Origin of the sequence: Pseudomonas sp. B21-053 (assembly GCF_026016365.1) — a bacterium.
In the GTDB taxonomy this organism is placed as follows: Bacteria; Pseudomonadota; Gammaproteobacteria; order Pseudomonadales; family Pseudomonadaceae; genus Aquipseudomonas; species Aquipseudomonas nunensis.
Genome location: NZ_CP087205.1, coordinates 5,341,681 through 5,353,630, shown reverse-complemented (window position 1 = coordinate 5,353,630; position 11,950 = coordinate 5,341,681). Strand labels below are relative to the sequence as shown.

At 60.6% G+C, this 11,950-nt stretch carries 9 protein-coding genes and 1 pseudogene; 7 read left to right on the top strand and 3 right to left on the bottom strand.

Translation table 11 applies throughout. From position 1 onward, the window contains the following. The first annotated feature begins 658 nt into the window (after positions 1-658). The gene (locus LOY68_RS23865) at positions 659-1,384 is read left to right on the top strand and encodes a response regulator (protein WP_054054827.1); all 726 of its coding nucleotides are present in this window, start codon (positions 659-661) and stop codon (positions 1,382-1,384) included. Continuing rightward, complete coding sequence (locus LOY68_RS23860) at positions 1,381-2,991, top strand: ATP-binding protein (protein WP_054054829.1); 1,611 nt, start codon at positions 1,381-1,383, stop codon at positions 2,989-2,991. The genes LOY68_RS23865 and LOY68_RS23860 overlap by 4 nt, the downstream gene beginning before the upstream one ends. Before the next feature lie 117 nt (positions 2,992-3,108). Here LOY68_RS23860 and LOY68_RS23855 read toward each other — a convergent pair whose 3' ends face one another. Further along, positions 3,109-3,837 carry a 4'-phosphopantetheinyl transferase family protein gene (locus LOY68_RS23855; protein WP_413787163.1) on the bottom strand — a complete coding sequence of 243 codons (729 nt, stop codon included), beginning with the start codon at positions 3,835-3,837 and terminating at the stop codon, positions 3,109-3,111. Positions 3,838-4,006: 169 nt separating this feature from the next. Continuing rightward, complete coding sequence (locus tag LOY68_RS23850; RefSeq protein WP_265040360.1) at positions 4,007-4,798, bottom strand: dienelactone hydrolase family protein; 792 nt, start codon at positions 4,796-4,798, stop codon at positions 4,007-4,009. A 146-nt stretch (positions 4,799-4,944) separates the two neighbouring features. Between LOY68_RS23850 and LOY68_RS23845 the strand changes: the two genes are divergently transcribed. The 3 genes from LOY68_RS23845 to LOY68_RS23835 all read left to right on the top strand — a co-directional run bounded on the left by LOY68_RS23845 (position 4,945) and on the right by LOY68_RS23835 (position 7,688). Further along, positions 4,945-5,547, top strand: a complete 603-nt coding sequence (locus LOY68_RS23845) for an outer membrane beta-barrel protein (RefSeq protein ID WP_054054834.1) — start codon at positions 4,945-4,947, stop codon at positions 5,545-5,547. A 120-nt stretch (positions 5,548-5,667) separates the two neighbouring features. Continuing rightward, entirely contained in the window at positions 5,668-6,345 is a 678-nt protein-coding gene (locus tag LOY68_RS23840; RefSeq protein WP_054054836.1) for a response regulator, read from the top strand. Then, positions 6,342-7,688 (top strand): ATP-binding protein, encoded by a 1,347-nt coding sequence (locus tag LOY68_RS23835; RefSeq protein ID WP_054054838.1) that lies wholly within the window; start codon positions 6,342-6,344, stop codon positions 7,686-7,688. Before LOY68_RS23840 ends, LOY68_RS23835 begins: the two co-directional genes overlap by 4 nt. A 161-nt stretch (positions 7,689-7,849) precedes the next feature. On the opposite strand, the pseudogene LOY68_RS23830 reads toward LOY68_RS23835, so the two are convergent. Beyond that, positions 7,850-8,847 (bottom strand): annotated as a pseudogene (locus LOY68_RS23830) (AraC family transcriptional regulator). 339 nt (positions 8,848-9,186) lie between these two features. Here LOY68_RS23830 and LOY68_RS23825 point away from each other — a divergent pair. Together LOY68_RS23825 and LOY68_RS23820 are read left to right on the top strand one after the other, a co-directional pair. Then, positions 9,187-10,521, top strand: coding sequence for a dicarboxylate/amino acid:cation symporter (locus LOY68_RS23825; RefSeq protein ID WP_163912923.1), 1,335 nt, complete (start codon positions 9,187-9,189; stop codon positions 10,519-10,521). A 144-nt stretch (positions 10,522-10,665) separates the two neighbouring features. Continuing rightward, the gene (locus LOY68_RS23820) at positions 10,666-11,847 is read left to right on the top strand and encodes a CaiB/BaiF CoA transferase family protein (protein ID WP_265040359.1); all 1,182 of its coding nucleotides are present in this window, start codon (positions 10,666-10,668) and stop codon (positions 11,845-11,847) included. Positions 11,848-11,950 lie beyond the last annotated feature (103 nt).

Here is an 11,950-nt window from a genome sequence, read left to right as displayed (position 1 = left end):
CGGCGAGCGCCGGGCATAACAACTTCGGGACAGTAGGAAGGGGGCTATAGGGCGCCGCTTCCATGCCGAAGTCTTTGGTCTCAAGCCAGAGGCTGAAGACCGAATTCGTGTCGGGTGACAGTTGGGGACTGCAACACCCGTACCGTTCTTGCCGTTTTTGGCTCAAAAACAGTAGCCATCCGCTCGAGCGGTTTGGGCTTCTTGAAATACGTTTGGTTCAACCAGACAAAGGCAATAAAAGCGCTTGAAATCGGTGTCTGGTTTGTGTTTGGTTTTTGGGCTAAAACCCTACATGTAGGGTTTTTTGAGCGCCGAGGTACAAGATAATGCGTTTTGGGGGGTGATTGCAACGTACTACCTGTGGATAAACCTGTGCGTAAATTGTGTGTGAAACGTGGAAACAGCGTGTAGGCCGCGACCCTACTGGAGTAGACCGTTTGTCATGGTATTTTCACAATTGAAAACAGTCCGGGCGGTTTTTTAAGGGCGCGAACCCTATCACAAAAAACCGGGTTGTCCGAACGCATTTGCCGACTTGTTTTCTCACCGGGCGACGTTTATACAATCGGCCGTACACACGCATTCTTATCCTCCCCAATCATTACAAAAAGACGGGGGGATCCTTCCTTATTAGTGTTGTTGGCAAGCAGAGGTCACCGTGGAGCAGCAAGAAGCCTGGCAGGTATTGATTGTCGAAGACGACCAGCGTCTGGCCGAACTGACTCGCGATTACCTCGAAGCCAATGGCCTGCGCGTGGCGATCGAAGGCAACGGCGCACTGGCCGCCGCGCGGATCATCAAGGAACAGCCGGACCTGGTGATCCTCGACCTGATGCTCCCCGGCGAGGATGGCTTGAGCATTTGCCGCAAGGTGCGCGACAAGTACGACGGCCCGATCCTGATGCTCACGGCGCGCACCGACGACACCGACCAGATTCTCGGCCTGGACCTGGGCGCCGACGACTACGTGTGCAAACCGGTGCGTCCACGCTTGCTGCTGGCGCGGATCCAGGCCTTGTTGCGCCGCAGCGAAACCCCGGAAGTGGCCCCGGAAAAACTCCGGCGCTTGCAGTTCGGCCCGTTGGTGGTGGACAACGCGCTGCGCGAAGCCTGGCTCAATGACCAAGGTATCGAACTGACCAGCGCCGAGTTCGATCTGCTGTGGCTGCTGGTGGCCAACGCCGGGCGCATTTTGTCCCGGGAAGAAATCTTCACCGCGTTGCGCGGCATCGGCTACGACGGCCAGGACCGTTCCATCGATGTGCGCATCTCGCGCATCCGGCCGAAAATCGGCGACGACCCGGACCATCCACGGCTGATCAAGACCGTGCGCAGCAAAGGCTACCTGTTCGTGCCGGAAGCCTGCGTAGACCTGCCCCTGTGAATTCGATCTTCCTGCGCATCTACGGCGGCATGTGCGCGGCGCTGATCCTCGTGGCCGTGCTCGGCGTGCTGGCGCTGCACTTGCTCAATCAGGTGCGCAGCGAGCAATACCGCGAACGCCTGGCCCACGGCACGTTTTCGCTGATGGCCGACAACCTGCAACCGATGAACGAAACCGAGCGCCACCGCGCCTTGCTGGTGTGGGAGCGCCTGCTGGGGATTCCCCTGGCGTTGCAGACCTTCGCCCAGACCGACCTCGACCTGACCCAGCGTACTCGTGTGCTGCGTGGTCAGGCGCTGGTGGAGCAGACCGGTCCGCATGCGGCGAAGGTTTACCGCTTGGTCAGTGACAAGGAACAACTGGTGCTCACTGGCGAAGTGCAGCAGATCAGCGAGCAACTGGCCCGGGCGACCATTTACCTGCTGGCCGACGAACTGGTGCGCTACCCGGTGGCCGAGCAACCCAAGCGCCTGGCGCAATTGAAGGAAGACAAAGGGTTTGGTTTCGATCTGCGACTGGTAAAGGTCGAACAGGCGGACATGGACGAAGACCAGAGCCGCCGGGTGTCCGAAGGCGATACGGTGATGGCGCTGGGCAAGGGCGGCGATTCGATCCGCGTGTTTGCCGGCATGGTCGGCACGCCGTGGGTGCTGGAAATCGGCCCATTGTTTCAGATGAACCCGTATCCGCCGGAGTGGCTGGTGCTGATCGCCGCCCTGGGCCTGACGCTGATCGGCTTGATCGTCTATCTGTTGGTGCGGCAACTGGAGCGCCGTTTGCGCGGCCTCGAAGCCGCCGCCACGCGCATCGCCAAGGGCAGCCTGGAAACCCGCGTGCCGGCGCGCGGGGCGGACTCGGTCGGGCGTCTCGCGTCGGCGTTCAACGGCATGGCCGAGCACTTGCAGCAGTTGCTGGCGATTCAGCGCGAACTGGTGCGTGCGGTGTCCCACGAACTGCGTACACCCGTGGCGCGCTTGCGTTTTGGTCTGGAAATGATCGGCTCGGCCACCACGCCCCAGGCCTTGGAAAAGTACCGCGAAGGCATGGACCACGACATCGAGGACCTCGATAAACTGGTCGACGAGATGCTCACCTACGCGCGGTTGGAGCAGGGCTCACCGGCGCTGAATTTCCAGCGGGTCGATCTGGATGCGCTGGTCAATCAGGTGATCGAGGAACTGGCGCCGCTGCGCGCGGAAGTCACGGTGCAGCGCGGTTTGTGCCTGTCTGCCGCCGATTGCGACGATGCCTGGGTCGAAGCCGAACCGCGTTACCTGCACCGCGCCTTGCAGAACCTGGTCAGCAACGCCATGCGCCATGCGCAGTCGCGGGTGACCGTGAGTTATCAGGTCGGGCAGTTGCGCTGTCGGGTGGACGTCGAGGATGACGGGCCGGGCGTGCCGGAAATTGCCTGGGAGAAAATCTTCACCCCGTTCCTGCGCCTCGATGACAGCCGCACCCGCGCGTCGGGCGGGCATGGATTGGGCTTGTCCATCGTGCGGCGGATTGTGCATTGGCACGGCGGGCGGGCGCTGATCAGCAAGAGCAAAAGCCTGGGCGGGGCGTGCTTCAGTTTGAGTTGGCCGAGGAATCAGGAGAAGCGTTGAATATTGTGGTGGCTGGTAGACCGCCTTCGCGAGCAAGCCCGCTCCCACATTTTGAAATGCATTCTAATGTGGGAGCGGGCTTGCTCGCGAAGAGGCCCTCTCAGGCGAGACAAATCTTCAGGCCTTGATACTGACCAAACTCAACAACTGCCCATCCTGCACCCCAAACTGCGCTTCCAGCTCCGTGCCATTGCGCCATTCGCTGGAAAGATCCGTCAGCAAGCGCAATCGCACCTGACCACCCACCGTCCACTCCAGCACTTCTGCGTGTTCAAAATAAAACCGCTGCTGAACGATCGGGTACAGCGCCTTGAACAGGCTTTCCTTCACCGAGAACGTCAGAGTCACCAACAACGCCAACTGATCTTTCGCCCCGGCCGCCATGCGCTGCAACTCCGGCGGCGTGAGGATTTCCCCGGCCAGGCGTTCGGCCCGTTCGAAGTTGAGCAGGTTTTCCAGGTCCATGCCCAGCCCGCGCCAGTGCGCCTTGTTCGCGACAATCGCTGCGGCGCGGCCGGTGCTGTGGGTGATTGAACCGGTGATGTGCGCCGGCCAGACCGGAGCACGGTCTTCGCCAATGGCCGGGATAAAACTCAACCCTTCCAGTTGCTGCAACGCGGCCCGGGCGCAGACCCGCCCGGCGAGAAACTCGGCCTGACGCTTGGCCACCGAACGCTGGATGCTCGCCGGCGGCGCGATGGCGCTGCGCTGGAAGTCATCGCTGGCCAGTTGCGAAGTGTCGAAGTGAGTGCTCAACAGCACGGTATCGGGCAGCACGAAAGGCAACGGCCAGTGAGGCTCGAGTGGGGTGCAACAGGCGGGCAGGGCTGGATTCATGTCAGGCATTTTGCCGGGTTGTCCGGGGGCTGGGTAGTGCAAAGGTTAGATCGGTGGCGCGGCCATTCGCGGGCAAGCCTCGCTCCTACAGGTTTTGGTTTGATCGCGCGATCGGGGCACGACACAAATCCTGTAGGAGCGAGGCTTGCCCGCGAAGGCCGTTACTCGGTCTACCTGCTCAAGCAAAGATCTTCTTGAAGAACGCCTTCATATCCGCCCACGAACTCTCATCTGCCGCTTTGTTGTAGCCAATATCCGGCCCGCCATGATCGCCATGGCCCAACCGATCCGCATCCGGATTGCTGAACCCATGCTTGGCGTCCTTCAGGCTGACAAATTTATAGTCCGCGCCAGCCTTGTCCATTTCCGACTTGAACGCCGCCACGTTGTCCGGGGTGATCATGCTGTCCTTGGCGCCATGCTCGACGAGGATTTTTGCTTTCACACTGCCCGGCGCTGCCGGCGTATTGGTCGCCAGCGCCCCGTGGAAACTCACCACGCCTTTCAGCGGCAAGCCCTGACGCGCCGCATTCAGCACCACGCCACCACCGAAGCAATAACCGATGGCCGCGAGTTTGTCCGGGTCGGTCTGCGGCTGTTGCTTCAACAGATCGAGCCCTGCCTGGAAGCGTGCGCTGGCCACCGCACTGTCCTTCAGCACTTCTTGCATGTACGCCATGGCGTCCTTGGGATGCTCGGTGTTCTTGCCACCGCCATACATGTCGATGGCTAAAGCGCTGTAACCCAACCCGGCCAGATCCCGGGCGCGGCGCTTGGCGTAATCGTTGAGGCCCCAGAATTCATGCACCACCACCACGCCCGGACGCGGGCCTTTAATGGCGTCGTCGTAGGCGTAGTAGCCGATCATTTTGGTTCCGTCGGTGCTTTGGTAAGGGATTTCCTGGGTCTTGATCGCAGCCTGGGTCAGCCCGCTTAAGGCCAGCAATACGAGCGCGAGGAACATGCGCATGGTCGGATCTCCTGCAAAGAAAGTCGTCAAATCAGCCTAGTCGATTTGATTCAGCTTAGGTTCAGAGTGCGTTCAGGGGGAGTTCAGGGCTGGGTCAGTAACCTTGCCCCGTACCCAAAAAGCGATAGCGCATAAGGAAACTTCCTATGACAGGATTGAAAAAACTGCTTCTGGCTTTCACCGTTTTGAGCGCCAGCGCCGCTGCCCACGCCACCGACGAAACCTTCGCCGGCCTGACGCTCGGCCAAACCAGCGACAAGGTCAAAAAATCCCACGCCTTGAACGACAACCTCAACAGCCCGAACGCCGACGGCGTGATCGGCAAGGACACCACCTGGGGTGTGCGTCTGGGCCAGCAAAACAGCCAGGGCCGCTACTACGCCACCTACGACAACGTGTCGGGCTCGCACAATGGCATTAAACTGCGTCAGGAAAACCTGCTGGGCAGCTACGATCTGTTCTACCCGGTGGGCGGCAGCACTAAATTGTTCGGCGGTGCCACGGCCGGTATTACCAAGATGACTCAAGAGTCCCCAGGCTTCAGCCGCGACAGCGACATCGGTTACGCCCTCGGCGGCCAGGTTGGTGTGTTGCAGCAAGTTTCCCAGAACACCTCGGTCGAGCTGGGTTACCGTTACCTGCGCAGCAATGCCAGCACCGAAATGAGCGAGCGCGGTGGTAGCAAACAAGGGTCGCTGGCCTTGAACAGCAGCGCCCAGACGTACCTGTCTGCCAACTACGCTTTTTAATAAGCGGTTCGTGACAGACCTGCGCCGGGTCACCCAAAACGGGTGATCCGGCGTTGCCATGTTGACCATCGAGGCATCTGCACATGCCTCTGGAGATGTTGTTTTGCCCGGGAGAGCGTTATGAAACTGCTGGTCGTCGAAGATGAAGCGCTGCTGCGCCATCACCTGCAAACCCGCCTGACGGATAGCGGCCACGTGGTCGAGTCCGTGGCCAACGCCGAAGAGGCGCTGTACCAGACCGAGCAGTTCAACCATGACCTGGCGGTGATCGACCTCGGCCTGCCGGGCATGGGGGGGCTCGACCTGATTCGTCAGCTGCGCTCCCGGGGCAAGACCTTTCCGATCCTGATCCTCACCGCGCGCGGCAACTGGCAGGACAAGGTCGAAGGCCTGGCTGCCGGTGCCGACGATTACGTGGTCAAGCCGTTCCAGTTCGAAGAGCTGGACGCCCGGCTCAATGCCTTGTTGCGTCGCTCCAGCGGTTTCACCCAGTCGACGATTGTCGCCGGACCGCTGCTGCTCGACCTCAATCGCAAGCAGGCGTCCCTCGACGACCAGCCGCTGGCGCTGACCGCCTACGAATACCGGATCCTCGAGTACCTGATGCGCCATCACCAACAAGTGGTGGCCAAGGACCGCTTGATGGAACAGTTGTACCCGGACGACGACGAGCGCGATCCGAATGTGATCGAAGTGCTGGTCGGCCGCTTGCGCCGCAAACTCGAAGGCCCTGCCGGGTTCAAGCCGATCGACACCGTGCGCGGTCTTGGTTACCTGTTCAATGAGCGCTGCACTTGATTCGTTCCCTTCGCGTCCGGCTGATGCTCGCCGCCACCCTGTTGGCGGTATTGTTCATGCTGGCGTTGTTGCCGGCGATGCAGGGCGCGTTCAGCCTGGCGTTGCAGGATTCCATCGAGCAACGCCTGGCCTCGGACGTCACCACGTTGATCTCCGCCGCCCGGGTGGAAGGCAACCGCTTGCAGATGCCTTTGCAGTTGCCCGACGAGCGTTTCAACCTGACTGACAGCCGCTTGCTCGGCTACATCTACGACCGCGAAGGGCATCTGGTCTGGCGTTCGAAAGCCACTCAGGAAGAAAACATCAACTACAAGCCGCGCTATGACGGGCGTGGTAACGAATTTGCGCGGATTCGCGAAGCCAACGGCCAGGAATTCTTCGTCTACGACGTCGAGGTCAAATTGCTCGGCGGCAAAAGCGCGGCGTTCAGCATCGTCGCCCTGCAACCGGTGCGCGAGTACGAAGTCACCGTTGAAGGCCTGCGGGAAAATCTCTACCTCGGCTTCGGCGCCGCGTTGCTGGTGCTGCTGGCGTTGCTGTGGATCGGTCTGACCTGGGGCTTGCAGGCATTACGCCGCTTGAGCCAGGAACTGGATGAGATCGAAAGCGGCACTCGCGAAAGCCTCACGGAAGAACACCCCCGTGAACTGCTGCGCCTGACCGGCTCGCTCAACCGTTTGCTGCACAGCGAACGTGAACAGCGCAGCCGCTACCGCGATTCCCTCGACGACCTGGCCCATAGCCTGAAAACCCCGTTGACCGTGTTGCAAAGCGTCAGCGAGGACATGGCCCAGCGCCCCGAGGATCGAGATCAGGCGTGGGTGCTGCAATCGCAGATCGAACGCATGAGCCAGCAGATCAGCTATCAATTGCAACGCGCCAGCCTGCGCAAAAGCGGTCTGGTGCGCCATCAGGTGCGCCTGCGCCCGGTGCTGCAAAGTCTTTGCGATACGCTGGACAAGGTTTATCGCGACAAGCGCGTGCGGGTGGCGTTCGATTTGCCGGAGCAGTGTTACGTGCCGATCGAGCAGGGCGCCTTGCTGGAAATGATGGGAAACCTGCTGGAAAACGCCTATCGCCTGTGCCTGAGCGAAGTGCGCATCAGCGTGCGTGAAACCCTGAGCGGGATTGAGCTGTGCGTGGAAGATGACGGGCCGGGCGTGCCGCCGGATCAGCGTGCGCGGATTCTGCAACGCGGCGAACGCTTGGATCGTCAGCATCCGGGGCAGGGGATTGGTTTGGCGGTGGTCAAGGACATCATCGAGAGCTACAGCGCCAAATTGACCTTGGGGGATTCGGCGTTGGGCGGGGCGGCGTTCCGGATTCATTTTCCGGCGGTTTGACCGGTGGAGTGAGGGTGTTATTGCGGGCCTCTTCGCGAGCAAGCCCGCTCCCACATTGGATCTTGGGTGTACACAAATTATGTGCTCACAACAGATCCCCTGTGGGAGCGGGCTTGCTCGCGAAGAGGCCGGCATATCCACCACAAAGTCTGAAGGTGCCTTCAGCTCTCCTGCGCCCGATAAGCCCCGGCGTCAATCCAGTCCACTTCTTGAACGCCCGGTGAAACGCCGAAGGCTCGGAAAACCCCAGCTGCTCGGCAATCTGCTGCAACGACAGATCCGCCCGCCCCAGGTGATAAATCGCAATGTCGCGACGCAACTGGTCCTTCAACTCCTGAAAACTCGACCCTTCTTCACGCAAATGCCGGCGCAGGGTCTGCGGGCTGATGTGCAAGTGCGCAGCCACGGCCTCGAGGTCTGGCCAGCGCGCGCTGTCGCGGCTGAGCAAACGGCGCAACTGGCTGCTCAAACTGTCGCCGTCATCCGGGCGCGACAGCAGGTCGGCAGGGGAGCGTTCGAGGAAATGCTTGAGGGTTCGCTCGTCCTGCAACAACGGCATATTCAAGTAGCGGCTGTGAAACAGCAGGCTGCTCTGGGCTGTCGAAAACACCTGCGGGCAGGGAAACAGCAGATCGTATTCGGCGCCGTGATCGGGTTTCGGGTAGCTGAACGTGGCCTCCTCCAAACGGATGCGCTGACCAATCAGCCAACTGCCGAGTCGGTGCCAGATCACCAGCAGGCATTCACTGAGAAAGTGATCCGGGTCCCACAACTGCGAATCGTCGAGGCTCAAGCGGATCATTTCGCCTTCGCGGCTCAGGGTCAGGCGCGGAGCCTCGGGGAATAGGCTATAAAACAATAAGCCGCGATGCAGTGCTTTCTCCAGGCTGCGGCAATGGATGATGGCATGGCACATCATGGCGAAACTGCCGGGTTTGCTCGATGCCCGGCCGAAGCCCAGGTATTCGTCGTCCAGCGCCAGCCACAGGCCCTGGATCAGGCGGGTGAACTGCTCCGGCGCGATACGTGCCCGTGGCTCGTCGAGCAACTCGGGGCTGATCCCCAGTTGTAACAACAGGCCGGAATAATCATAGCCACGCCGACGCGCGCCACCGAGGGCGGCACGGGCGAAATGGCTGGCGATGGTGCGTTCGCGCATAACAGGCAGGTCCATCCATTAAGCGGCCGATGGTAGCCGCAGGACTTGGCGATGAACAAGGCGGATATCCGCCATATTGTAGGACGAGGTCGGGGCGATAGGCGGAAATCCGCCACATTGGCGTAACCGATCAGTGACAAAGAAAACCCTGCAGCCCTTGATGTCAAAAGGCTTGCAGGGAATTCGGCGAAGGTGGCACGGGCTTTGCGATACAACGAGCAGATGCCTGCCGTTGCGCAGCTCGACAAAACAAATCCCTCCAGTGCAGGAGGGTTCGCAAATGAAGTGTCACGGGCAATAGATGAATGTTGTGATGGGGCACTCTTGAGGAACTTTGCAATGACGACTCGTCAGCCACTGTACAAATCCCTGTATTTCCAGGTAATCGTTGCCATCATCATCGGTATCCTGATCGGTCACTTCTATCCGCAGACCGGTGTGGCCCTCAAGCCGCTGGGTGACGGGTTCATCAAACTGATCAAAATGATCATCGCCCCGATCATCTTCTGCACCGTCGTCAGCGGTATCGCGGGCATGCAGAGCATGAAATCGGTTGGCAAGACCGGCGGTTACGCGCTGCTGTACTTCGAAATCGTTTCGACCATCGCACTGCTGGTCGGCCTGGTGGTGGTCAACATCGTCCAGCCGGGTGCCGGCATGCACATCGACGTGACCACGCTGGATGCCTCCAAAGTCGCTCAATACGTTGCCGCCGGTGCTGATCAAAGCGTCGTTGGCTTCCTGCTGAACGTGATCCCGAACACCATCTTCGGCGCGTTCGCCACTGGCGATATCCTGCAAGTATTGATGTTCTCGGTGATCTTCGGTTTCGCCCTGCATCGCCTGGGTGCCTACGGCAAGCCGATCCTGGACTTCATCGATCGCTTCGCTCACGTGATGTTCAACATCATCAACATGATCATGAAGCTCGCCCCTATTGGCGCCTTCGGTGCCATGGCGTTCACCATCGGTGCCTACGGTGTCGGTTCGCTGGTGCAACTCGGTCAGCTGATGGCGTGCTTCTACATCACTTGCCTGCTGTTCATCCTGATCGTGCTGGGCGGTATCGCTCGCGCTCACGGCTTCAGCGTGCTGAAAGTGATTCGCTACATCCGTGAAGAACTGCTGATCGTGCTGGGTACTTCTTCTTCGGAATCGGTACTGCCACGCATGCTGATCAAAATGGAGCGTCTGGGTGCGCAGAAATCTGTCGTAGGCCTGGTGATTCCAACCGGTTACTCGTTCAACCTCGACGGTACCGCGATCTACCTGACCATGGCGGCCGTGTTCATCGCCCAAGCGACCGACACCCACATGGACATCACGCACCAGATCACCCTGCTGGTGGTGTTGCTGCTGTCCTCCAAAGGCGCTGCCGGCGTGACCGGTTCGGGCTTCATCGTACTGGCCGCCACCCTGTCGGCTGTAGGCCACTTGCCGGTTGCCGGTCTGGCGCTGATCCTCGGCATCGACCGCTTCATGTCCGAAGCCCGCGCACTGACCAACCTGGTCGGTAACGCTGTTGCGACCCTGGTCGTGGCCAAGTGGGTCAAGGAACTGGACACCGACGTGATGCAAGCCGAGCTGGCTTCTGGCGGTCGCGGTATCTCCGACGAGCGCGTAGAAGACGACCTGGGCGTGGCCGAAGGCCCAACCCCAAGCAACGTCAAATAAGACGCGCTGCAATGAAAAACCCGCTTCGGCGGGTTTTTTCATGCCTGCGGTTTGAGCGAAACGGTCATTTTTGCTGACCCATCAGGTGATTGCGGCAATGCCCTCGGCTGCCTAGTCTGGAGGCATCGCTCACGGAGTATTCCCATGCTTGGTCCACTGGCATCACTCAAGGTTCTGGATTTCTCGACACTGCTGCCGGGGCCGTTCGCCTCCTTGTTGCTGGCGGACATGGGCGCCGAAGTATTGCGCATCGAATCGCCGACCCGCATGGACCTGCTGCGGGTGCTGCCGCCTCACGATCAAGGTGTCTCCGCCAGCCACGCTTACCTCAACCGCAACAAGCGCAGCCTCGCCCTGGACCTCAAGCAGCCCGAGGCGCTGGCGGTGATCAAGCAACTGCTGCAGGACCACGACATCGTGCTGGAGCAGTTCCGCCCCGGCGTGATGGAGCGCCTGGGCCTGGGTTATGAAGCGTTGAAGGCGATCAATCCGAAGCTGATCTACGTCTCGATCACCGGCTACGGTCAGACCGGACCCTACAAGGACCGCGCCGGCCACGACCTCAACTACCTGGCGCTGGCGGGGCTGTCGAGCTACACCGGGCGCGCTGACAGCGGTCCGGTGCCGTTGGGCATGCAGGTGGCGGATATTGCCGGTGGTTCGCTGCATGGGGTAATCGGCCTGCTGGCAGCGGTGATCGCCCGGCAGCAAACGGGGCAGGGGCAGCACATCGACGTGAGCATGACCGACTGCGCCTTCAGCCTCAACGCCATGGCCGGCGCCGGATACCTGGCCTGCGGCGTGGAGCCGGGACGCGAAGAGCAGATGCTCAATGGTGGCAGTTTCTATGACTATTACCGTTCGCGGGATGGCCGCTGGTTATCGGTCGGCAGCCTGGAACCGGCGTTCATGCAGCAACTGTGTTCGGCGCTGGGGCGTCCGGAACTGGCGGCCCAAGGCCTGTCGCCCAAACCCGAGCAGCAACAGGCGCTGAAGAATGAGTTGAAGATGGAATTCGAAAAGCACGACTTTGCCGAACTGTGCGAGTTGTTTGCCGGGGTCGATGCGTGTGTCGAGCCGGTGTTGAGTTTGGGCGAGGCGGTGCGGCATCCGCAGTTAAAGGCGCGGGGCGTGGTGACCGAGGTGCCTCGTGGTGACGGGACGAATCAAGCGCAGATGGCGTGTCCGTTGAAATTTTCCGAGGGGTTGCCCGAGCCGCGGTTTATTGGGGCAGCGGTGGGCGAGCATACGGATCAGGTGTTGGGGGAGTTGGGGTTTAGTGTTGAGCGGATTGCAGAATTGCGGCGCAACAAAGTAGTTGTGTAGTGCCTTTCAGGACGCCTTCGCGAGCAGGCTCGCTCCCACAGTGGATTTATGTCACACCGAAAATCCCCCTGTGGGAGCGAGCCTGCTCGCGAAGGGGCCGGCA